Annotated in this window: 22 protein-coding genes; 2 read left to right on the forward strand and 20 right to left on the reverse strand. The window is 34.2% G+C overall.

Translation table 11 applies throughout. From position 1 onward, the window contains the following. Positions 1-6: 6 nt before the first annotated feature. The 3 genes from BR77_RS09410 to BR77_RS09420 form a co-directional block, all read right to left on the reverse strand. Positions 7-927 carry a peptidase U32 family protein gene (locus tag BR77_RS09410; RefSeq protein ID WP_015075369.1) on the reverse strand — a complete coding sequence of 307 codons (921 nt, stop codon included), beginning with the start codon at positions 925-927 and terminating at the stop codon, positions 7-9. 461 nt (positions 928-1,388) lie between these two features. Then, positions 1,389-1,901, reverse strand: a complete 513-nt coding sequence (locus tag BR77_RS09415) for a methylated-DNA--[protein]-cysteine S-methyltransferase (RefSeq protein WP_029452160.1) — start codon at positions 1,899-1,901, stop codon at positions 1,389-1,391. Position 1,902: 1 nt separating this feature from the next. Continuing rightward, positions 1,903-2,466 carry a bifunctional transcriptional activator/DNA repair enzyme AdaA gene (locus BR77_RS09420; protein WP_010054885.1) on the reverse strand — a complete coding sequence of 188 codons (564 nt, stop codon included), beginning with the start codon at positions 2,464-2,466 and terminating at the stop codon, positions 1,903-1,905. 255 nt (positions 2,467-2,721) lie between these two features. Here BR77_RS09420 and BR77_RS09425 point away from each other — a divergent pair, with 255 nt between their 5' ends. Beyond that, positions 2,722-3,648 carry a DNA-3-methyladenine glycosylase family protein gene (locus tag BR77_RS09425; protein WP_010054884.1) on the forward strand — a complete coding sequence of 309 codons (927 nt, stop codon included), beginning with the start codon at positions 2,722-2,724 and terminating at the stop codon, positions 3,646-3,648. A gap of 49 nt (positions 3,649-3,697) precedes the next feature. Here BR77_RS09425 and BR77_RS09430 read toward each other — a convergent pair whose 3' ends face one another. After that, complete coding sequence (locus BR77_RS09430) at positions 3,698-5,002, reverse strand: hemolysin family protein (RefSeq protein WP_015075367.1); 1,305 nt, start codon at positions 5,000-5,002, stop codon at positions 3,698-3,700. Positions 5,003-5,220: 218 nt separating this feature from the next. Between BR77_RS09430 and BR77_RS18300 the strand changes: the two genes are divergently transcribed. Then, positions 5,221-6,369 carry a GGDEF domain-containing protein gene (locus BR77_RS18300; RefSeq protein ID WP_051926695.1) on the forward strand — a complete coding sequence of 383 codons (1,149 nt, stop codon included), beginning with the start codon at positions 5,221-5,223 and terminating at the stop codon, positions 6,367-6,369. Between the two features lie 69 nt (positions 6,370-6,438). Here the strand turns inward: BR77_RS18300 and BR77_RS09440 are convergent, their stop codons facing one another. The 16 genes from BR77_RS09440 to BR77_RS09515 all read right to left on the reverse strand — a co-directional run bounded on the left by BR77_RS09440 (position 6,439) and on the right by BR77_RS09515 (position 24,231). Further along, the gene (locus BR77_RS09440; RefSeq protein WP_035064712.1) at positions 6,439-7,155 is read right to left on the reverse strand and encodes a 3D domain-containing protein; all 717 of its coding nucleotides are present in this window, start codon (positions 7,153-7,155) and stop codon (positions 6,439-6,441) included. Between the two features lie 619 nt (positions 7,156-7,774). Then, positions 7,775-8,284 (reverse strand): ClbS/DfsB family four-helix bundle protein, encoded by a 510-nt coding sequence (locus BR77_RS09445; protein WP_010054880.1) that lies wholly within the window; start codon positions 8,282-8,284, stop codon positions 7,775-7,777. 311 nt (positions 8,285-8,595) lie between these two features. Next, positions 8,596-10,032, reverse strand: a complete 1,437-nt coding sequence (locus BR77_RS09450; protein WP_035064715.1) for a helix-turn-helix domain-containing protein — start codon at positions 10,030-10,032, stop codon at positions 8,596-8,598. Between the two features lie 26 nt (positions 10,033-10,058). After that, on the reverse strand, positions 10,059-11,279 hold the full coding sequence (locus BR77_RS09455; RefSeq protein WP_035066078.1) for a WxLIP family cell surface protein: 1,221 nt from the start codon (positions 11,277-11,279) through the stop codon (positions 10,059-10,061). 86 nt (positions 11,280-11,365) lie between these two features. After that, positions 11,366-12,199, reverse strand: coding sequence for a WxL domain-containing protein (locus BR77_RS09460; RefSeq protein WP_010054874.1), 834 nt, complete (start codon positions 12,197-12,199; stop codon positions 11,366-11,368). 152 nt (positions 12,200-12,351) lie between these two features. Then, positions 12,352-13,161 (reverse strand): WxL domain-containing protein, encoded by an 810-nt coding sequence (locus BR77_RS09465; protein WP_035064718.1) that lies wholly within the window; start codon positions 13,159-13,161, stop codon positions 12,352-12,354. 45 nt (positions 13,162-13,206) lie between these two features. After that, positions 13,207-13,911, reverse strand: coding sequence for a WxL domain-containing protein (locus BR77_RS09470; protein WP_015075360.1), 705 nt, complete (start codon positions 13,909-13,911; stop codon positions 13,207-13,209). Positions 13,912-13,938: 27 nt separating this feature from the next. Beyond that, positions 13,939-14,682 carry a WxL domain-containing protein gene (locus tag BR77_RS09475; RefSeq protein ID WP_010054870.1) on the reverse strand — a complete coding sequence of 248 codons (744 nt, stop codon included), beginning with the start codon at positions 14,680-14,682 and terminating at the stop codon, positions 13,939-13,941. A gap of 24 nt (positions 14,683-14,706) precedes the next feature. Further along, on the reverse strand, positions 14,707-15,411 hold the full coding sequence (locus BR77_RS09480) for a WxL domain-containing protein (protein WP_051926697.1): 705 nt from the start codon (positions 15,409-15,411) through the stop codon (positions 14,707-14,709). Between the two features lie 13 nt (positions 15,412-15,424). After that, a complete protein-coding gene (locus BR77_RS09485) occupies positions 15,425-16,189 on the reverse strand; it encodes a WxL domain-containing protein (RefSeq protein ID WP_035064721.1) in 765 nt (254 codons plus the stop codon). Positions 16,190-16,212: 23 nt separating this feature from the next. Further along, positions 16,213-16,959, reverse strand: coding sequence for a WxL domain-containing protein (locus BR77_RS09490; protein ID WP_035064725.1), 747 nt, complete (start codon positions 16,957-16,959; stop codon positions 16,213-16,215). Between the two features lies 1 nt (position 16,960). Next, positions 16,961-17,284 carry an EF2685/EF0750 family sortase-dependent surface protein gene (locus tag BR77_RS09495; RefSeq protein WP_010054865.1) on the reverse strand — a complete coding sequence of 108 codons (324 nt, stop codon included), beginning with the start codon at positions 17,282-17,284 and terminating at the stop codon, positions 16,961-16,963. A 39-nt stretch (positions 17,285-17,323) separates the two neighbouring features. Then, positions 17,324-21,226, reverse strand: coding sequence for an adhesive domain-containing protein (locus BR77_RS09500; protein WP_015075357.1), 3,903 nt, complete (start codon positions 21,224-21,226; stop codon positions 17,324-17,326). A gap of 57 nt (positions 21,227-21,283) precedes the next feature. Continuing rightward, positions 21,284-22,627, reverse strand: a complete 1,344-nt coding sequence (locus BR77_RS09505) for an AcpB/EbpR/MafR family transcriptional regulator (RefSeq protein ID WP_119907023.1) — start codon at positions 22,625-22,627, stop codon at positions 21,284-21,286. Positions 22,628-22,766: 139 nt separating this feature from the next. After that, positions 22,767-22,991, reverse strand: a complete 225-nt coding sequence (locus BR77_RS09510) for a hypothetical protein (protein WP_010054859.1) — start codon at positions 22,989-22,991, stop codon at positions 22,767-22,769. A gap of 700 nt (positions 22,992-23,691) precedes the next feature. Continuing rightward, the gene (locus tag BR77_RS09515) at positions 23,692-24,231 is read right to left on the reverse strand and encodes a dCTP deaminase/dUTPase family protein (protein ID WP_010054857.1); all 540 of its coding nucleotides are present in this window, start codon (positions 24,229-24,231) and stop codon (positions 23,692-23,694) included. Between the last annotated feature and the right edge of the window lie 199 nt (positions 24,232-24,430).

Genomic DNA, 24,430 nt, shown 5'->3' on the forward strand with positions numbered 1-24,430 from the left:
TTCTCCTTATTTAACTTCATCAGGATCTTTTATAAAAAACCCTTCATCTAATTCACGTTTTTCTGGATGCAGTGCTACAATTTTTTGATTTAATTCCTCCAGCAATGACTCATTCCAAATGCCTGCTAGTAAAGCTTCCTTCGCCACCACAAACAGCTTCACAATTTCAACAAAATCTTGTCCTGGTGTAAAAATACCCTCGAGCTTCCATTGAGTTAAGCCTATTTCAACTAATTTTTCTAATCCAGAAACTAAGTTTAAATCATTTGTTGCAAAAATATGTGTACCATTGATATCTTCATAAATCGAGTAATGAGTTTCTGGCTTTTTCGGTTCTGAAATAAATAAACCTCTATCTTTAGATGTATCCTCTGGTTTCTCGATAAAGTTAAAATAATTTTCAACTAAAGGACGCTTGGATTGATGAATACATGTTGCTCCGTATACCAATAATTCCGCTGGAACATCGATTTTCGGTGCTAAAATTTTCAATTCATCATATGGCAATTCTCGAGCTAAAACAGCTCCAGTAGCACCACGTTTTACCCAAAAGTTAATTTGTTTACTACTTGTTACCATAATCTGAGCATCATAGACAAAAGGTAACGGGATTTTTTCTGTTTTTAAAATGTGAATAACTCCTGGATCACCTATCGCAACCCGATCCACACCAATTTCAGCTAATTTTTTTAAATATGGTCCCACAAAATCAATGCGATCATTATGCATAATAGCATTAACTGCAACACAAATCTGCGTCTTTCCTCCGTGAGCTATTTTCGTTATTTTTTCAATTTCTTCCAAATTAAATGAGGTTGGCAAACGCAAGCCATAGAAATCCTCACCAATATACAACGTATCAACACCTGCTTCAATTAATGCTTGTGCCTGTTCAATTGATTCAGCTGTTGCAATCAGTTCAATCATTCAAACCTTCCTTTCTCTTAAAAAACTATTTTTTTCACAAAGATACATACCTTAAAAATCCTATCATACTATTGCTTTCATGCCAACTGTTTTCTTATAAAAAGAATGTTTCTATTGTTTTTGTGACAAAAGTTCAAATTAATAAGATCTAAATAAACCAATAGCTTAGGATCACAGTCCATCTTTGATGGATGTGTATCATGGTTCTAAGTTGCTAAAGCAACAAGAACCTCTGTAAACCAATAGCTTAGGATCACAGTCCATCTTCGATGGATGTGTGTCATGGTTCTAAGTTGCTAAAGCAACAAGAACCTCTGTAAACCAATAGCTTAGGATCACAGTCCATCTTCGATGGATGTGTATCATGGTTCTAAGTTGCTAAAGCAACAAGAACCATGACAAAGCAACAAAAACCATGACAAAAAAGCTGAGTGCGCTTATCCTTCGCTCCCAGCTTCTACCTATTTAGCACTTTCCAATGCAATTAATCGTTCCTTCATTGCTAAACCACCTCGGTAGCCTGTTAATCGTTTATTTTTCCCTAAAACCCGATGACAAGGTACGATAATTAAAAGCGGATTTGCCCCAATCGCAGTTCCAACAGCTCTAACTGCTTTTGGTCGCTTAATAGAATCAGCAATCATTGAATAGTTTCTTGTTTCTCCATAAGGGATAGCTTTTAAGGATTCCCAGACATCTTTTTGAAAATCCGTTCCAATTATATCTAATTCTATCTTGAAATCTCTCTGCTTCCCTTTTAAATAGTTTGTCAAAGCTTCAATCGAAGCTGCTAATTTATCATCATCTTGAATCAATTTAAAGTCAGAGTATCTTTTTCTCATCCACTTTTCTAATTCCTTCGCAGTCCCTTGATTACTTCCAATAAAACAAAGTCCTTTCTCAGTCTTTGCGACAATCATCTGCCACTCTAAAAAATTCAATTGACTCCAATAAATGTGTTTTATTTCGCTCATATTACTCATTCCTTTCCACTTTTAATCGGCGATATTCAGATGGCGTCATTTTAGTTATCTTTTTAAATAAAGTCGAAAATTGAGCACTATTTGGAATCCCAACAGCTTCACCAATTTTTTGAATATCCAGTTGGTGATGTACCAAAAGTTCTTGTGCTTTTTCAATTCTAATTTGATGCAAATAACTCAGTGGCGTTATGCCCATTTGTTTCTTAAAGACACGATGAAGATGATAGGGACTACCATGACATTCCGAAGCAATGATATCTAAAGTTAAATGTTCTCGGTAAAATTTTTCGATAAAATCTTTAATTTGATCCGTCCATTCATCATCTGGGACACGTTCCCCACCAGACTTACATCGCTTACAAGAGCGATAACCTGCTTTCAAAGCCTCTTCCTTGTCTAGAAAAAATTCCACATTTTCACGATTTGGAATTCTAGACTTACAAGATGGACGACAAAATATTTTTGTTGTTTTAACTCCATAGAAAAAAACATCATCAAATTGACTATCATTTGTTACAATAGCTTGCCATTGAGCATCTGTTATTTTCCTTCCCATCTTGGTGTCCTCCATTTCATTTTTCTACCATCAGTATACTCTAATTCACCCAAAAAAATACGATTCTTCTATTATAATAGCAAGATTTAAAAATTATTTTTTTTCAAACTAGGATATACTTAAGTTAGTTCTTTTAAACCAACTCTTCGGAAAAAAGATGAACTTTCGTGGTGACAAAAAACGTCACAACAAATTTCCCTATTTTTCTGACAGAGCTAACCGGTCCAACAAACTTTTTATTAAAGGAGAACATTAATGAAACCACTCAATTATAGTGAAACAATTGAACAACAAATACACATTCCTTTGCCCCCAGATTTTAATTATGAACTTAACCTAGATTATTTATCTAGAGAAAAAAATGAAAGTTTGTATACGATTCATGAAAAAAAAATTCGTCGTATCATTCAAGTAGAGCAAGTTGATACGCTTATTGAAATTTCTTATCATCCAGACCATTTTTTGATTTGCATATTTCTACAAAATACACGTCCAACTCAACTAGAAGAGCGCCTTAAAATTATCAACTACATTTATGATTGGTTTGATTTACACCGAGATCTCACTCAATTTTATTCACTTGCCCAAAAAGATAGTGTCTTGAAACAAAGTGTTTCTAAATTTTATGGTCTTCGATTAATCGGAATACCTGATTTATTCGAAGCATTGGCATGGGGAATTATCGGTCAACAAATTAATTTGAGTTTTGCCTATACATTAAAAAGAAGATTGATTGAAGCTTACGGAGAATCTATTGATTACGAAGGTGTAAAATACTGGAGTTTTCCAAAACCAGATCTGATTGCAAGTTTGGCAGCTTCTGATTTAACAAGCTTGCAATTATCACAAAAAAAAGGTGACTATCTTATTGGTATTGCTCAACTAATTGCGTCAAAAAAATTATCAAAAGAAAAACTTTTGGCTATGGATAATTTTGCAGCTTCTGAAAAAACCTTAACTGATCTATACGGAATTGGACCTTGGACTGCCAACTATGTTTTAATGCGCTGTCTACGCTATCCTGAAGCATTTCCGGTTACGGATGTCGGGTTACTTCGTGCGATTCAATTTAGTCAAAGCTTAGAACAAAAACCAACTAAGGAAGTTGTACTAAATTATGCTAAAGCCTGGAAAAACTGGGAATCCTATGCTACTTTTTATTTATGGCGCTTACTTTACTAAACAGAAAGTGAAAAAGAGAATCCAATTAATAAATTGAATTCTCTTTTTATTAGCTTTCTATAACTGCAACTTCCACCATTTGAATAGTGTGATTTTCTAATTCTACTACTGTAAATTCTAGATTTTTGTAACTAAACGTATCGCCTTGTTCAACATCATATTTTCGATTCAATATCCAACCACCAATAGTACTAACAGCACTATCTTCTTCAAATTTAATATGAAGTAATTTTTCAACTGTCTCTAGTAATACCTTACCCGAAATCAAATATTTTCCTACATCGATTTTACGAATATCAGGCACTTCATCTGCATCGAATTCATCTCGCATCTCACCAACAATTTCTTCCAATATATCTTCCGCAGTAACTAAACCTTCTGTACCACCATATTCATCAAGTAAAATAGCAATATGACGCTGCTCTTTTTTCATTTTTTCTAATAAATCACTAATTGGTGTAGTTTCCATTACTTGTAAAATAGGCTGAATTAAGGATTCAATCGAATCCGTTGGAGCCAATGTTTTTTTGACAAAAACATTAAATAAATCACGAGAATTAATTACACCAACAATATCATCTTTAGAATCTTTCATTACAGGGTATCTAGTGAATTGTTCATCTAACGATAATTTAGCCGCTTCTTCAACCGTCATATCCGTTGTCATAACCGCCATTTCTTGTCTTGGAATCATAACCTCATTCGCTAAACGATTATCAAAATCAAAAATGCGGTTTAAATAAAGCAACTCAGATTGATTAATATCGCCATGTTTAAAACTTTCTGAAGCAATCAAACGCAATTCTTCTTCACTATGAGCTTCATCGCCTTCACCAGCAAATTCAAAACCTAGCATTCTTGAAATACCTGCCGCAGAACTATTTAAGACCCAAATAAATGGATACATCGTTTTATAGAAAACATGCAAAGGCTTCACAACTGCTAAAACCACGTTCTCTGTCTTTGAAATAGCAAATGACTTCGGTACTAATTCACCTACAACAACATGAAAAAAGGTTATAATTGAAAATGCAATTGCAAAGGCTACAATTTTAGTAACTGCCTCTGGAATATTTAACCAAACAAAGATAGGATGAATCGCTGCTTCAACTGTCGACTCACCAATCCAACCTAAAGCCAACGAAGTCAACGTAATTCCTAATTGACAAGCTGATAAATACGCATCTAAATGTTCATGAACAAGCTTAGCTAAAGGTGCATTCTTTACACCTTCAACAACCATCTGTTCTAAACGACTTGTTCTAACTTTTACTAAAGCAAACTCAGCCGCTACAAAAAGAGCCGTTGCTCCGATTAATAAAACAATGACTAAAAACCGTATAAATAATACCATACTGGGTAAAAACCCACACCTCCAAAATAATTTTTCTTGCTCTTATTGTACTATAGAATTAACCTATTTAGTTAATTTAAAGTAATCTTTTATGAAATAAACTAAAAAAAACATTCATAGTTGTTATTTAAAAAGAAATTAACCCTTCTAGTATGTTATACTATTTTTGGATTAACTACTAAAATAAAATGAAATAGGCGATATAGGAGGAAGAAAGAATGGTGTTGATACTTAATCAAATTATTATTAATTTAGCTCTGATTGTAAGTACAGTCTTAACTTGTTATTTTCTAGGGTTGAAGATATCATCTAATCAGCGATTCAAAGAATATTCTTCTGACTTTTCAACAACTCCACCTTTATTGATTATTTTATTTGGTATTTTTATTGGATGCTCTAGTCTAGTTTTATCAAGTAACCAAATTGTTGTTTCTCAAATAATGAAAATAGATATGCGTTATGTTTTTGTTTTTTTCTCTGTTATATATGGAAATCGACGGCTTGGAGAAATCGCTACAGGAATTTTAATATTTGGAAAAACAATTGAATATATTCTTGCACCAGAAAACAACGCCTTAAATTATTTTAATAACCTTGTTTTAACTGTATTTCTCCTAATTGTGAGCATTATCATCAAAAAATACAAACTATCGTTAAAAAAATCTGTTAGTTACTTTATACTTGTTTTTATTTCAACGCGCATAATTATCTTCTCAATTTACTTTAAACCAATCCTAGAGCTACCAAAATTGATTTCTATGGCGATTTATTTCAGTATTTTTACTTCCATTTTTTTAATTACCATCATTATTGTGAATATGGCTGTTTCAGTTGCTTCAACAATGAACCTATACCGAACTGGCTCTATTACGGACCATCTTACAAACCTTTACAATCGTAGGATGTTTACATTGGATTTAAATGATTCTTTTCACGGTAGCCAAAATAGTAGTAGCACTTTTTGTTTAGCCATTATTGATATTGATGACTTTAAACAAATTAACGATACCTATGGCCATCATATTGGCGATCAAGTATTAAAACATTTTTCAACCATTTTAAAAGAGAATCTCCCACAAACCAAAGGTGAACTCTATCGTATTGGTGGAGAAGAATTTGCATTCCTAACCTACTTACCTAGAGAGGAAGCCTATGCTACTCTTCAAGAGTTCCGTGAACGCCTCATTCAAACCCCGTACAATCACAACACGAATAAACTTTTCATTTCAGCATCAATTGGTATGACTGAATTTAATAGTGAAGTCGATGTTGATAATTACGAAGGCAGCAATGCAGTTTATACAAGAGCAGACCAAGCATTGTATGAAGCAAAACAAACTGGCAAAAATAAATTGATTTTTTTTTAAACACAAAGACTATGTAGAAAGAGAAACTCAACAATAGCGTTGGGTTTCTCTTTTTTATTTTTTATTTGATTAAATGATTGTTAAATCTGCAACTGTTCGACCTAATGCTGTAGCTTCTGAAACCGAACCAACTAAAATATCGATTCGTCCGCCAATAATTGCTCCACCTGTATCACAGACTTGAGCTAAGAAACTCTCTCCATTACCTGTTGTCACACGGACAACGGTGTTTAAAGGTAATACAGATGGATCTGCAGCAATAATACGATAGCCTTCTGCTGTCGTTGTTTGACCATTACGGACATCTGTTCCATTTGCTGTAATTCCAATTTGCGTTCCATCAAAAGCAGTATAGTATGTTGCTTCAAAAGTTCCAAGAGCTGTTTCATTTGTTGGTGCTACTTCAGCGACCACTTCTGGTTCAGGAGCAGGTATAACAACTTCTGTCGCAGCTTCAACAGCTACTACAGCTTCTTCTGAAGCTCCCTCAGCAAGTTTAACTTGTTCTGCTTGTTTTTGTGCTAATTCATCCGCACTTTCTTGTAATTTAAGTTCATAACCAATTTGTAAAAAGAATGGATCTGTCGTCGGGTTAAGTAGACGAATTATATCAACAGATAATCCTGTTTGTAAGCCTATTTCAGATAATGTATCTCCATCTTTGATTTCCCAGTTACCATTAGGCAACTTGTCTGCTTTTACGCTGCTTGCACGTAACCCAAACAAACTTAAGAAAACCATTGAAAAAATCATTAATGTTGAAAGGGCTGATTTATTGAAATTCATTTCGTAAATTCCTCCATGATGTTTATTTTCCAAATGCCAAGAACACTTGTACGTTTCTCGACTCCAATAAGATTACAGTATTCAAATCGAAGAAAGGTTAACAAAACATTACAACTTGAACACATCCACTTTTAATAACGATTGTTTATATACATAATTATCATAATACTGAATTTTCTGATAATTAAAAAACAAGTTATCTAACACCAAAAAAACGATTACAAACCAATCAAATCAATGAATATGATTTTATCCCGATAATTCCTTAGAAACGTACGTTCGTTTTCTAGCTATTTTTTTCACTGTAATATTTGACATTAAAAAAAGCCATATTTAGATTAGAAAATTCTTTTTATTTCTTATTTTTAAGATGGTATGTTTATTTATTACAAAAATATAACAAAAATGACACGAAATGAAAGCGCCTTTCATCGGTTCTATTCTTGATTTTAATAACTTTCTTAGCCTATTATTCTATATTCTACACTCAATAAAAGAATCAGTTGTATGTTATCTTAAAAAAACTAATTTTTTTACATTAGTTCTTATTATTAGGGAATATTACAAAAAAAGCCACCCGATTTAGCTCTAGATGGCTTTTTCTCCCCTTTTTTCACTTTTACTTTTTGATCATGCGTTGATACTTTCTAATTTTTTTCATTGCCCATTCATAATGGCTTGAAGTCGCCGAAATAAAATAAGCACCTAGCGTCGTTGTTTTTGTCCATGAATAGCAGTTACGCATAAACAATTCATCATTCGTATGAGCGTTGATTAGAACTAGCATCCGTTTATGGCTAGTCTCTAACCTTTCCTCCACTTCAACTAAATTCATTTTTTGATACTTCTTCCAAATCAGTTGATTCAATTCTGGGGTCGTCCTCCACGTGTATCCTTTAGCTGGAACATCAGGAGTTCCACCTTCCATACCAACTTTATACCACTCTTCCATCATGAGTTGCCACTCATATAAATGAGCTAGTACATCACGAATCGTTTTATCGCGATCTTCAAATGGAAACTTCCCAATTCTTTCTGCATCTGAAAATGAAGAAATCAATTTTTTTAGCTTTTGATAATTTTCTGTACTTAACTGAATTAACTCGCTTTTACTTTGTGGACGTGCCATGTGAATCCCCCTCTAATAAATTTTTTTGAGTTCGCTTAGATTCGAACAAAGAATAAGGAAATTTGATGTGATATTTTTTATCTCCTAGAAATTTTTCTTCCTTTTGAAAGCCTAACTCATAAAATCGAAACTTTAGTCTTTATTTATAGTATAAGGTCTGACACAGTGTAATAGTCAAGTAAGAACGTTTGTAAGGTAAAGAAAAATACGCACCCGATTAAACTAAAAAAACAAGCTACCATACTTTCTAGATAACACTAGAAAATTAGTACCATTGTCGTGGCTTGTTAAATTAACTCTTAAACTATTATTTATCTCGTGAATTTAAACTCTTTCAGAAAATGACTTAAGCGTTTAAAATTATCTTGGATACTTGTCCTATTCCAAGGGAAATAGGTTGTAACATCATCGCTCTGTTCAAAATAAATATCTGTTATCACTAAGTCAACTGGACTTTTCCCCTCAGTTTCATACTTAATCTTGTAGTCTAATTGATTCAAACAGTTCATTAACAATCTTTCCTCTAGATTACCAGCCGCTAACTTTATTTGTGCTGTCAAACGTGGTCGATAGCTATCCATATCTGCTACGTGAAACACAATTAGCATTAATTCTTCCCAAAGTTCAGAAACGTTTATAAAAGACCTGAATTGTTCAGTTGTTTCTATTAAATCTAAACTAAATTTTTGATACTTTTCAATGAATAATTTATAAGTACTTGCATTTTTATTTACATTGTATTTTTCTTTCTGGCTGCATACTTTTCCTGACAATTTCATCTCACTGTAAAATACAAGATAGACTGAATTTAACATCAATTCCCATTCAATTTTCAATTTAAAGGCTTCTTGAACACTCTGGCAAAACTTTAGCGATAAATCCATCACATCACCAACCTTGTAATCGACTTGGTTTTGAGCAATTAACCCCCTTATTTTTTTTCCATCTAATACCAGTAGCACGATAGACATAAGATAGGTCAGCTCTTGATTGATTGTATTAGAATCTACTTTATTTATATCATCAAAAAAGAGCTCTCTCCAAGCTACATTTTTTTGATGAGCAATAAAATTACTTTCCTTTTCTACAAATTGACTATCTGCTATAAAATGGCCGTTCAATGTTCGATTAAGAATAACTGCAACCCAATAGGCTAACTTTAACTGTTCAATCTCACTTAAAATAAGTTTGATATCTTTTTCAATTTTTCTGACTAAAGACAGTACCCATTCTTTTTCCACATGAGAAAATGGCCATTCGATTTTTCCATACTTCTCCCAATAAAATGAGAAGAAATAAAAACGAATCATCGTTTCACTTCCAACTATGCTTAATGGTTTTGAAGAAAAAGACAACTCATACTTAAGTAAATGGTTGCCATACTCAATTTTTCGTTTATGAAAATGGCTGTAGCTATAATGATAACTTTCATATAATTTTTTAGGATTTAATTGATTGTAAAACAACTTATTAGTAAAGAAAAAAAAGAGTGACTCTTTTTCTATACTAAAATAGAGTAAATCTATATGATTGATAGCTTCTCTTTCTAAATAATAAGTAGTACCTTCATTAACTAATTTAATACCATAATTATTTAGGTTCAGCTGTTCTACTATTTTTGATAATTCTAACTGAATGGTTTTAATGGTTAGTCCCACCGAATCAGCTATTTCTTGTAATCCAGTATAGGTAGTGTAAGAATAAAGGAGCTGAATAAGTTTAATTTTCCTATTTATTATTTTATCCATCTTACCTTTACTCCTCCCCACCTAGTCTAATCTTTTTTTCTTGTTTGTTCATTTTTTTTATGACTTGCTGCTGCATTTTTTTTCTTTCTTTTCCGCGCAAGTGCTCTTTTTCTTTTTAATTCTTCTTCTTTTTTCTTTTTATCTATGTGACGTTTAATCAAATAGGCAATTAGAAGTACTAAAAGAAGCAAACCAATTCCAATCAACGCATAAACCCACCAAGCTATTTCTGATTTTTCTAATTCAATAGCTTTTGCGTTCATTTCATCAGCTTTATCTTTTGTAATAGTAAATTCTTCATCCCAAGACCATTCTTTATTGTAGTCTTCAGCTTTAGCCGTTACTTTCACACGGTAATCTCCAGCTTTAAATTCTTGATTCTCCCAGTTCACTCCAAAATTAAAGTTTGAGTTTGGAGCCATCTTCATGCCCTCTTGAGTGGCTTCGTGAAGAACTTCAGCGCTCCCTTTTTTGTAAACTTTTGCATCTACAGTTAATTTACGGATGAATACTGGTTCGATATTTTGTAAATTAATTCCTAAATAGTTTCTATGATTAATTTGAGTCGGTACAATTTTTTTAGGGTCTAATTTCATATCTGGTACAAGAGCTGAAATATCAGCATTTTGTCTGATTTGAATTCCTACAACATAAACAAACTTATTTTTAATTTGCACTCCTTGAGATTTTCCTTCATCACTAGATGTATCTTCTTTTTGAGTCAAATAAATACCACCAGCAATGACTCCGTCAATTTGTTCATCAGGCATCTTTACTTTCACTTTTGCTATAACTTGTGATTTTGCAGGAATCTTAATCTCTTTATCAATACTTGCCATTTCAGACAGGGGCTGCTTCAAAGTTGAATCATAGCCAATTGATTTTAAATCAATTTTTGTATTAGCTTCATCTTTATTATTTATTTTTGCCTGTTCCAATCCAGAAGCAACATTCCAACTATAATCAACAACCCCATTATCATTTGTAATGGCGGTATTCACATCTGCCAACATAGTCACTTCTTTGTCGGTATTATTTCGCAAAACGACTTCTAATTCTTGTTCTTTTCCTGGCTCCATTAACAAGTCAAAATAGTTTTGATTTTTATCAATTTGATTATCTGGTATATTGGTTGATACAGAGACATTATTTGCTCCATTATCGCCTTCTTCAGCCATTACTGGTTTCATTATTGGGATAAAAAGCGTGATTGTAGCTAATAAAGTTAAGACTATATTTTTTTTCATTTTTTTCAAATTAAGTTCTCCTTCATTTTTAATAGAAGTAAAGAATGAATTCAATTGAACTCATCCTTTACACTAAATCATTTTTTCTAATTAGTTATTGCGTCTGGAGTATCTGATAATGTCCAACTAATTGTTGAAGTATATAAAGCATTGGTGATTTTTGTAGCTGTTACTGGTACGAAAAGTTGCACATTATCCACTTTGGTATCTGCAGTATAGGCTTGCACAGTGCCTGAACCACTATCAAATCCACCTTCTTTATATTGCGGATCTAAAGCAAGAGAAGTGAGAGCATTTCCTTTTCCAGCTTCAGATGATAATACAACTTTTGCTGTTGAACCAATTGTAAATCCAGCTGCTGTTGTGTTAATTCCACTTCCAGGAGCGACTCTATCTGGCGTACGAGTATTATTAAACACAATGCCTTTATCTTTAACACGAATTTCAGCACCTGTTAAAGTTTCATCATCTGCTGTTTTAAATTCTGTTGCTGAAACAGCTAATGACCACGTTTGAGTAGTAGTTTCTCCGCGTTTATCTTCGATTTGAACCATTGGTGCTTTGTAGACTGGAGTAGCTGTAACAACCCCATCAACAACTTTTGAGTATTTATTTGTTTTTACAGAATATAAAGCATTTGAGCTTGAAATTGCAACATCACCAAAATCAAATACTGGAGCATCAACAATTCTTAATAGTCCCGTAGTAAAGTTTGGTTCTTCTGGCTTAATTTCTTCTGGTGGTTCTGTTTCTGGTGAGATAACAGTTGGTGGATTTGTATCAATTTCACCTTCAACAAAGTTAACCTTCCCTTTTGGTCCAGCTGTTCCCACTTCGTCAGCAAAAACTGCTGGAGCACTCCCTGCTAATAATGTTGCTACAGTAACAAATCCAATGATACTTTTTTTAGTTAATTTCATTTTTATTCCTCCATAATTTTACTAACAACTTTATTGACTTTATTCAAGCTCCTCAATAGAAGAATAGGTGAATTTGATGTAACAGGTTTGCCACATCAAATTCCACATTTCTTCTGAGAAACAAACTCAGAAAAGCTTGTCCCTATATGAATTTAAGCTGGTGTATCACTAATTGTCCATGTTAATGTTGACTCATAACGGAAATCTTTTGATTTTTGAGCTGTACCTGGAATTGCCAATTCAATTGACGCATCTTGTGGAACATTGGCAATATCAGTAGATGTTGGAATAGCTGTTCCTGCTGGAGCATCGAAGAATGATGTGCTCCAAATTCCCATTCCTTTAGTTGCTGCCGCATCTAATAAGACTTTATCTGTTGATGTAGCACTTGCATCCACAATAACTTCATTCGCTACTGGGCTATATTGAGTAATTTCTGGTGCAGTCATTCCAGAGTGATTATTTACATGTGCATTTTTAAAACTGATTGTTGCCCCAACTAAACCAGCTTGATCTTCTGACAAAGTATCTCCGTCGTAAGCTTTGAATTCAGAAGCTTTGACTTTTACGTTCCAACCAGCATTCGTTCCACGCTCATCTGTAACTTGAACATAAGCCGGCACAAAATAACGTAATTCTCCACCAACATTATTTAAACGGACATATTTCGCTCCTTGTGTTTCTTTGGTTCCACGAATCGTTGCAGTTCCAAAATCTAATGTTGGAACTTGATCTAAACGAACTAAACCTGATGTTCCAGCTGGAATTTCTGGTTCAACTGGGTTTGGATCTGGATCTGTAGGATCGACTGGCGCAGGTTTTCCATCACTATCTTTAAATTGAACAACCCCATTTGTATCTACTGTTTGAGGGTATGTTACATCTGCTAATGCTGGAGATGCTGCTCCTAAAATTGCCCCTGCTGTTACAACACTAATTAAAGTTAATTTAGTTAATTTCATTTTATTTTTTCTCCTTTTATTTTCAGTTATTTTAAGCTTATCTCATTAAATTTCTGGTGTTGCAAGTAGCGTCCATGTTAATTCTGCTTCATAATTCACATTTTCTTTCTTTTGAGTAGAACCTGGCACTGTTAGCTTAACAGTATCGGAATGAACGGGCGTACTTTCTGTTGAGGCTGTATCTGATACTGCACCAAAAAGTAATTTCCAACTTCCTACACCTTCACCTGCACCTGCATTTACAACTGTTTTAAAACTATCATTTAGAACTGTTTCACTTTTGAATCCACTAGGTCCAAGTTTACCCACTTCACTAATCGCAGCGTTGTCCACTGCAGATGTTGAGGTAAACTCTAATGTAGAATTTGTTAAAACAGAGCCATCGGGAACAAGATTACCTTCTGCATCAATTTCACTAAACTGACGAGAGTGTTTTACTTGTAATTGCCAACCAGCATTCGTACCACGATTATCTGTTGTTTGAACGTTCAATGGCAAAAATGTACCTGGCGTTCCTGTTTCATCTGCTGTATAGATTGCAGAATAAACAGCTGTATCTCCTTTTAATCCAACTGTTCCAAAATTAATAGCTGAAACACGGTCAATTCTTAGAGAACCACCTAATTGTTCGTCCTCATTTTTAAAATCTACATAACCTTTCGAAGGAACATCAGCAGCTAATGCCGCTGGTGCTACGAAAAATCCAGTAGTTAAAGTTAGAGCTACTAGTACTTTTTTTGTTTGATTCATTTTTTCAAAACTCCCCTATACTGTTTTTTATTCTGGTGTGCTTAACAAAATCCAAGTTAATTCAGCTTGGTATAAAGCATCTTTCACTTTAGCAGTATCCCCTGGTATTGTTAATGTTACAGCAGAATTTTCAACAGCTTTGCCTGCATCCGTTGCTGCATCGACTTTCTCTCCAAAAAGTGTTTGCCAAGTTCCCATTCCTTGGTTTGCATCTGCACTCACTAATGTTTGGAAACCAGTACTGTTAACAGCAGTTGTTGCTGTAGCATTTCCCGGGCGAGAAGTAATAGGTTCTGTAATTTTATCCAATGGACGTTCTACAGTTGCCGATTTCAACGTAATAACTGAACCTGTTAAAACAGAACCATCAGGCTTAACTGTCGTACCATCTGTATCAAGTTCTGAAAACGGACGCGTTTCTTTTACTTGTAACTGCCATCCTTCATTTGTTCCACGATCATCTACTGTCACAACATTTAATGGCAAATATTGTCCGCCAGCTTCTTTTACATCTTCTGTATAAATCGAGTTGTATGTTTTCGTATCTCCACTAATATCTTGAATACCAAAGTTAATTGGAGCAATTGACTCAATTCTTAATGGACCTTTGTTCCCCTCTGGATCTGGATCACGATCTTGTTTAAATTGAATGACACCATTTGATTTCAGCTCAGAAGCTTGATTCGTTTCTGCTGCGAAAGCTGTTTGAGAAAATAACGCTACCCCTGTACTTGCTAAGATTGTCAATGCGACTAATTTTGTTGTTTTCATTTTATATCCCCCTAGATTTTATTTTTACGGATTTGTGTTAGCTGATGGGTCATCTAATAATACCCATGTTAAAGTTGTTTCATAAGTCGTATCTTTTACTTTTGTTGAACGCCCTGGAATTTTTAATTGAACGTCTGTGTTTTCCGTTTTTCCAGCAGCATCTGCTTTAGCTGTTCCAAATAAATGAGTAGTTGTTCCAACTCCTTCATTTTGACTAGCATCAACAACTGAATGGAAACCATCATTTGCTAACGTTACGGTTTTCAATTGGCTTGGTAATGTATTTGCAGAAAGGTTTAGTGCTGATTTTGTTGCAATAACCAATTCAGCATTCGCAAGTGTTATTGATTTGTCAGCTGAATGAAAACCATCATTTTTGACTTGCAATTCCCAACCATTATTTGTTCCACGGTCATCAATTACCGTTAAGCTATCTGGTAAAGCATTGCCTTCTTCATTAAGATCCGTTTTATATTTTGCGCTATAAACTTGGTCATCACCAGAAATAAACTGCTCTCCAAATTCAATATTTGTAATACTTTTAATTCTCAAAGGACCACTGTTATCAGGATTTTCTGGGTCAACAGGCTTTTCTCTTAGCGTAATAGAACCGTTGGATTCAACCTTTGCTGCTTGTCCATCTTCTAACGCTGCAAAAGCTGGTGTCGTTGATACAAAAATACTTGAACTTAATAAGATTGTTCCTACTGCTAATTTAGTTAATTTCATTTTCATTCTCCTTTTAATTGCTTGGTTCGTCCGAAAGAATCCAAGATAATTCTGTTGTATAATGTGCTTTTTCTTTTTTTGCTGATCCTGGTACAGTTAACTCTATCGCTGTATCAGCGGGAATTAACGGGTTATCACGTTCTCCAAACAATGTGACCCATGTACCAAAACCTTGATTTTCTGATGCGACTAATAAAGGTGTAACTGCACCGTTTGGATTTAGCGTAAACTGATTATTCATTGCTGAGCTGGCTAAAACTGGACCATTGCTCCCATCATTATTTTTAGCATCTGATGTCAAATTGTGAATCGTAATCGCAGCTCCTGTTAATTCCGCATTCGTTGTTTGGGAAGTTAGTTGTCCATTCTGTCTCACAGACAACGACCAGCCCATGTTATTTCCACGGTTATCTGTAATTTGAATAAAATTAGGCACTTCACGTTGATTACTGCCATCTTTATCTGTAATTGTTGTTAACTTACTATAGTAACGCTCATCATTCCCTGAAATCAGTTGCGTATCAAATTGAAAATCTGAAACATAGTCAATACTTAACGGACCTGCTGTACCTTCTTTAGGAGGGACTGTAACAATCTCACCGCCAGGTTCACCTGGATTTTCTGGGTCAACTAATGGTGGATGCGTAGTATTTTCTAGATAACTAATCTCTCCACTTCCATTAAGAGTGGCTGTCGTTGCTGCCTCTACCTCAACTCCACTTAAAAGAAAACCAGAAATACTTGCTAGTCCCACTAAAGATAGTTTCCAATTTTTCATGGGCTACTCTCCTCGATTCTCTTTTATTGAGCTGCGTCTGTTGAAAGTGTCCAAACTAAAGTCGTTGAATAGGCACCTTTTTCAATTTTTGTATTAGCAGGCACATGTAATTGAACTGATTCTGCTCCTTCAGTAGTATCTTTTCCAAACATTGTTGTCCACGTTCCAGAACCTTGTCCAGAAGTTGCAGTCATAACCGTTGAATTTACACCGTTACCTGACGCATTTAATTTCAAAGCAATATTTTTGTTCGTTGATGGGATTGCTCCAACTACAGCATTCGCTGAGTTTGCTGTTCCATTTAACAAACTTAATTCTGCTGCACCTAATAATGAACCTTTTGTGTTCTTAAATTGCCCTTCTTGTTTAACCGCAAGATTCCAACCAGAAATTGTTCCACGGTTATCTGTTACCTGAACATAATTTGGAACAGGCTTAGCAGAATCATCTTTATTGATGACACGACTTAAAGCCGCATTATAAGTTGCTGCGTTCCCAGAAGCCACTTTTTGTCCAAAAGTAATGTTTGAAATATAGTCAATACTTAACGGACCAGCATTTCCAGTACCAGGATTTTCTGGATCTGGTTTAATTTCATTGCCTGGATCGGTTGGATCGGTTGGATTAATCGGATTTGTATTGACTGTATATTCAACATCTGCCGTTGAGCGAGCAGAATCCCCTGTTTCTCCTGCAAAAGCTCCTATTTGTCCAATTACTAAACTTCCTAAAATTAATGAACTCCCTAAAACTAATTTTGTTACTTTCATGTTATGATTCTCCATTCTGACTTCTTTTTTTATTTTTATTTACTAAGAAAATGGCAACTGCTACTACTCCAAGACCACTAATATAGCTACTGAATCCAGCCTTTTCACCCGTTTGTGGAAATGTTGTCCCACCTGTATTCGGTTTTTCTGGCGTCGGATTCGGTTTTAAATTGGGTAAATCAGGTTTACTTGGCACTTCTTCTATATCACTAAAGAAAATCCCTACATCTGATTCTGCGCCATCTGCATACACATTCGTTGAGACAGCTAGAAAATTAAAGGAAAGTCCTAAAAGTAGTAGAAGAAATCCTATTTTTATTTTCATTTTTTACTGCTCCTCTCCCCTACATTTTGTTTCATCCATTTAATCTGGTGTTGTTGCGCTAGAACTTTTTTCATTTTCTGCAGTATCCATTAAAGTCCACACTAATTCTCCAGTGTATGAACCTTTGGTCGCTTGACCTGGATTAACGCGAAGCAACAAACCTTGATTTAAAGAACGATTCCAACTAACGGTTGTCTTCATAGGTGATAATGAACCCGTTTGGCTATGAACTAAACCAGATTGGTCATTAATCTCTACTTCCTCATTAGAAGAATTTACAAAACGTAACGCACCTGGTAGAGAAATGGCCTCATTACTGTCTAAGGTTAAATCTTTCCCAACCTTTAAATACAATTCCCAATTAGCCGTTTTCCCACGAGAATCTTCAATAATCATTGAAACATCCTCTGTCGGAGTGTAAACTTTTTTACGAGAAGAAATTTCTTTCGATCCAAAATCAACATCTTTCGGTGCTTGGAAAAATTCAATTGTCCCACCAGTTACTGTTCCAACGACTGATTTACTTAAATAGGTTGCTGGTGTAACATCTAATGCACGAACTGAGAGGTTGTAACTTCCTACTACACCTGAAATACCTCCATCTGTCCCGATTTCAGTCTGAACAGGTGCTCCTGTTACTTTATTCCATGCAACAGCTTGACTTCGTTTTATTAATTCAGCATGTAATAGCTCAGTTGTAGTTAAATCATTAAATTCTGGAACAATCATGCTAAAATCTGTTGCTTTTAAGAAAATATTTACACCAGATACAACAGAATCATCAATAATACTAATCCCTACCGTTACATCAATATAATTTTTAGCCTGATCAAATACGCGAACTACAACGGAATGTCCACCAATTTTAGTTGTGTCAATTTGGTCTGGTCCTTTACCTGCTACAAACTCAAAAGAGAATGTTTTGCCAGGAATTGGATCCTGATTATCTAAAATATTTTTAACGTAATTTTGTGGATTTTGATCTAAAATGACTGGTCCATCTGCTAAATTAAATTCCTTAGGATTTGGATCAGCGGTTGGCGGAGTGGTATCGACAACTGCTTGTAAATTTGACTTAGCACTTGTATTTGGGGTTGCATTTCCCTCTTCATCCGTTGCATGATCACTAGACGTCGTATAGTATTCCAAATATGGAACTAAAGGACGTTTATCTGCTGGTATCGTAATTGTATATTTCCCAGTACTATCTGCAATCACGTCACTACCCAGTTGGATATCCCCTACTACGCTGTAGGCTCTAACTGTTGAGCCAACTTCAGCTGTTCCGGTAATGGTTGTATCTTGATCTTTAATTGGATTTAAAACAGGAGCGTCTGGCGCCGTACGATCTAAAACAAGCGCTGTATCAGATGCATCTTTTCCATTTAAAAAGCCATACCCTTTAATTCTCATACCAGCTTCTAAATAACTTCCTGCTGGTAGTGAAACAGACCAATTGCCTTCAGAATCTGCATTCGTATGGAAATTATTAGCTACGTTGCCTTGTTCTGATTCTATTTGTGAAGGGATTGTGGCTGTTGGTAATAGTGACTGATTCGCTACTGGATTGCCACTAGCATCAACCAAACTTAGCCGAATAAAAGCTCCTGGGTAAGCAATACCTGTAATAACATGGCTACTTGTATTTGTTTTGTTATCTGTTAAAGGACGATTAATTACTAAATCAACATCTGGAATAAAGGCAAATTTCAAGCGCGTAAAGTTTTGTGTTCTGAAATTAGCTTGAAAATCTGTTGTAACTGAGCTTGTAATTGAATTCCCTGTTGTACTCGTTACATTTCCACCACTATAGACCGTTTTTATGCCATACATTGGATTCCATTGTCTCGCTGCAGTCTCATTTAAAATATCTTGCCCACGATTCCAAGCCATAATATTTTGAATATCTACATTTAACGTACCATTCATAGATATTAATCGACTAGCTGTATTCGTATTCGTAAGTCTCAAATCAACCGATTCAGCATCTGAGAAGTTAAAAGTAGAACCTGATGCCATGTTGATAACATTGGATATCCCTGCTCCATCTAATTCTGCATCAAGAGTTGCTCTTCGACCAATTAATACTGAACCGCCAGCACCCTGTACATTAATACCGTTGTACGGAATTGTTGAAGTTGTTCCAGTTCTTTTCATCGTTAATGAACCGCCATCCTCAACATTGAAACTTCCGCTACCTGTCATATTAATCATACTTAGATAACTTGCATTTGCATATCCATTTGAAATATTTGACATTGCTAGATTTAATTTACCACCTGATTGAACTAATACTGAACCACCAGTTCCCATTCGAATGGCATCCCCATAAGCTCCATTGTAGTTTCTATGAAGTATCTTATCTAAATCGATATTCAATTCAGCGCCACTTTCAACAATTAGTTTAGCGTTGTTTTCCATTCCAATTCCGCCACGTCCGGTTGATTGAATTCCGGTGGTTTTATTGGTTGTAATATTTACTTTTGCACCATCTCTTACCCGGAACTCAGCTCCAGCTAATAGGTAAACAGCTGGCCAACCATTGGTACTACCTGATTCCCCCCATTGATTTGGTCCACCTACCTCTAAATCAATGACTGCATTTTTCCCAACATCAAAATTTCCACCACCATAAACATGGAAATTCGCTGAACCTGTTGTTCTTCCCCAAAAATGAGCATTTTCCATAAATGTTACATTTCCAGCTTCCATATTTTGCTGATTGGTCACTGCAGCAGTCGTTCCATCTGGTTTGTATAAGTTCCCTCTATCCTGAGTTGTCATCGTTGCTCCACTTAACGAAACATAACTAGGAGCAGTATCCACTTTTACATCGCCTGAGAAATAAGCTTTTGATGCATAAGAAGCTGTTAATTGAGAACCTGTGTAATCGACATTATGATAATACATATTAAAATTGTTTTGATTGACATTATTCGTGTAATTACTGAAAGGACCGTAATAATTAGTTCCATTTAGTTTCAAATTACGCATCACTAAATTCATGCTTTGATTTGCTGAAGCAAAATAAAATTGCATAGATAGACCTTGGAAATCAAGTCTCTTTACGCCACTTCCATCATAATCACCTTCAACAACCAATGTTTTCCCATTTCGCATAGCTGGACCTAACGCATAGCCTGGAAGTTGATTTGTAAGACCACTTGTAATCAATATGTCATTCATAAGATTAATTTGAGTAACATTAGTATCTTTCATAGCTGCTATAAAAGTTGCTTGATCAGTTACATTTGCTACAGTTCCTTCACTAGCAACTGGTGGCTCATCTACTCCAACAGCTCGTGTCTGTCTCGTAATCACTGGTTGGACTAGAGAATCAGTAGATTTATTTACTATTGATTCTTCTACTACTGGAGCTGTAGAATCTTGTAAAAGCTCCTTAACCTGAATCATTAGCTTCTCAGAGGTTTCTTTTTCATCGTTAAATTGACGAATAGCTTCTAATTCATAAGTTCCAGGAGTTTTAGCTTCAAGTGCCAAAATAAGTTCATTTTTTGTTTGATACTCTAACCACTTGATTTCAATTGTACGTGTATCTGAATCCCAAGTCGCTGTGAATTTATCTGATTGCTCATTCAATTGTTTTGTTTTTTCAGCATCAAATTCAAGACCTATCGGCAATTGAATTTTTGTACTGGCTATTTCCTTTTCCAATACTTTTTTATCTGCTTGACTATCTGTATCTGCTGCTGGTTCACTTGAATCCAATTGTTCACTATCTGTTTGTAGTGTCCCTTGCTCATTTAAAGTGATGTCAAATTTCTCATCAACCAAAACAGTTTCTTTATTTGCTCTTATTGACAATGCTTCACTAGCATTAATACCTGCAGTAAAAAATTGATTGATTGCAAAAACTCCACTCCCTATTAATAGAACCAACATACCTGCTAAAATGATTATTTTATTTCTAGTATTTTTCATAATAATCCATTTTTCCCTCCTTTACTTAAATTTTAGCCAAACTATAGCCCTTCATTCTCAAATCACCCCTTTCAAATTTAGTTTTATTTTACTGACTAAATTGCTTAATAATTCCCAATCATTATCTGTACTCGGAAAAGATCTTATAAAAACCGGAACTTGATACTCTTCCTCTAAATAGAAATCACTAATAATTAAATCCAATTCTTCATTTGCACTATTTTCAACAACCATCAAACTTTTATCGCGCATTTCCAACTCTTTTTTTTGCAAAAAATAATCATAGGGTGTTCCAACTGTATACAGCTTCACTTTAACTTTGTTTAGTGATTCTTGAATCATTGGTAATAATAGATCAAAAAATCTTTTGAGCAATCTGTCAGATTGTGCGTTGTCTTTGTCTTTTTTCATTAAACAAGCTAAGTGCTCCACGCAATTATTTATTCTCTTAAAAATAGACGAAGGAACTTGCTTTTGAAGTTCCTTACTATTAGTCTCAAAAACTAATTCAAAATAATTTTGTTCTTGGTAAATTGAAAATAATAACTGACAAACAAGTTCTTGCTCTTTATTTTTTTCCTTAAATATAAAATCCAAATTCTGAACTAAATTATTGATTAATTGAACTGCTTGTTGGTTAGCATCAGATTCGTCTGCAGTTTCCCAATCCTTCAAAGAAACAGTGGCAAACATACCACTTAAATACCAGAGACATACAATTTCATTTTCTATATTTGGAACTTTATGCGACCAAGTCTTAATGACATTTCCATAAAAATTAAAAATATTTAAAAGAACATTAGTTATTTTAAAGGGTAGGCTGTGCTCTTTTTCAATATAACATCCACTTTTTATCCTTGAAGCACATATTGCTACAGCATAGGAGAGTTGTATTTTTTGAGTAACTCCCATCCCATCTTGCATATCATTTTGAATTTTATCTGTTAATTTATGGGTATCTAGTTTCGAAACTTTTTCAAAAGGCCACTCGTTTCCTTGAAAAAATTCCCAATAAAATTGATATAAAAATAACCTAATTTTATGTTCTTCACCTTCAAAATGAATGTATGGATTTGCAATTAATTGAATACTGTACTTTTTTAAAAATTGATTTAATCGCTTTTGGTAAGAATAATACAAGCTTAAGCTAATATAATTTTTTTCCAAAAATAATTGCACATCTTGCGTTTCATTTTTTAATGCAGTATTAATTAAAACAAACAAAATTTCTTCTTTTAAAATCTGAATCGTGAATTCTTGAATATTAAATCCAATATTCCGTTCTAAGCTAAAACCTTGTCGATCACTTTTTATTTCAAGATTGCCTTGATACTTTGTTTGAACTAATTGTTTGATTTGGTTCAGTTGAATATGTGTGGTTTTTTTCGATGTGCCGATCATTTTTGATATTTCTTCTAAGGTCCAAAAACGTTTTTCAGAATTTAATATCTTGATTATTTCTATTTTTCTTTTAGATATTTTTGATAAAAAGACATCATTAATAGGCCCTCTCCTCCAGCAAAATTCTTTGTAGTCATATCTACTTTAGCTGTAAAGCTTCCGACCAGCAGTCCACGTATTTGACTTTTTGAACATTGCTAAATTTTCGTGTAATAATGTCTGCTACTTCTTGTTCAGAGAGTTCTTCTTTAAAAATCAAATTCTTTTTTATATCTCGATAATTTCCGTTGGAGTTCCTTACTTGGAAACAAACCACATAAATAACTGCATCTTGCCAATAAGCTTCTATTCCATTACTTACCATTTTATTTTCCTCCCTTCAATTTTTTAGAATAGTAAGAATCTCTGCGAGTTTGTGGTATGTTGTTAGTTGAATTAGGGACTATATAATCTATTTAGTTCAGTCATCCTATTATTTTTAAGGCCTACAAGGCAAAAGTTAGCCCTCTTCATATTTTATACTTTATACTAATTATAATAACACCTAATAAAAAGAAATGCTTTTTTACTTTCACCACGTCACGTAGTAATTTCCACTATTCTATGCTTCTACTATACAGTTAAATTTTATAAACATATACAAAAAACACTTTTTTTAACAATGTTTTATTTATTTAAATCTATCTTTTACATCATGATACTTGGTCTTCCTTCTATTTAATTATCCTAATTTAAATTGAATTAATTCGTTTAAACCTCCTAACCATGCTGAATTTTACTTTTCTTTATAGAAATAATCAAACGAATTTATTTATATACAATTTTAAAAATTTATTTTAACTAATTTCTTTCAACACTTGCATTTAACTACAATTTTATACTTTTATAACTTAGCTAAACTACTCAATTTTGTCGTTTGGAAAGTACATTTTTGGTGTTTTTGTCAAACTCAGCTTCAAAAAAATGGACTCTCATTGCTAAGCAATGGAATCCAGATTTACTAAAACAAAAAGAAGATTAGAATAACTATTCTAATCTTCTTTTCAAATTCTTCTATATAAAGACTATTTCCCAGAGGAACCAAATCCGCCAGTTCGCTCTCCAACAATATCAGTCTCATTATCTGCCTTTAAAAAAGGTAAGAAAATTCCTTGACCAATACGTTCGCCCTTTTTAATTACCTTATCTGTTAAACCAAAATTTAAAAATTGAAACATGATATGCCCTTCATTGGCCTCATTGTTATAATAATCCGCATCAATAACCCCAACACCATTAGCTAAAATTAAAAAACTTTTCAAAGGATTCCCTGAGCGATTTGCTAATTGTAAATATTCATCAGCGCCCATATATGATTTAATTCCAGTTGGAACTAAAATAGGTTTTAAAAAGCGTTGATCTACCTCTGCTACTTGAACTTCCTTAAACGCTCCAGTTACTTCCCAGATAACTGTCTTAAACAACGTTTTCCAAAAAGTTGGAATCACAATATCCTCTGCCGCTTCGAAATCATAGCCAGCCGCTTGCTTTGTTGCTCGTGTTGGCAAATTAATTCCTGCTTGATTGTATTTTTCGATTACTTCAAATCCACGTTTTTTTGACATTTGTTTGTTCCCCATTCCTTTAATTTGAGCTAGACTCCAATCCTATGCTCATTTTTTTTTACATAGCTTCTATATAAAGGACATTCTCCTCATGATAAAAGTTCTAGTAGGGCAGATCCCTCACTAGAACTTTTTATCATGAGTTTTTGACTAAACTCTATGTAAGGAAGAACAACATTTATTCCCGTTCTTCCTATTT

Origin of the sequence: Carnobacterium maltaromaticum DSM 20342 (genome assembly GCF_000744945.1) — a bacterium.
GTDB classification, from domain to species: Bacteria; Bacillota; Bacilli; order Lactobacillales; family Carnobacteriaceae; genus Carnobacterium; species Carnobacterium maltaromaticum.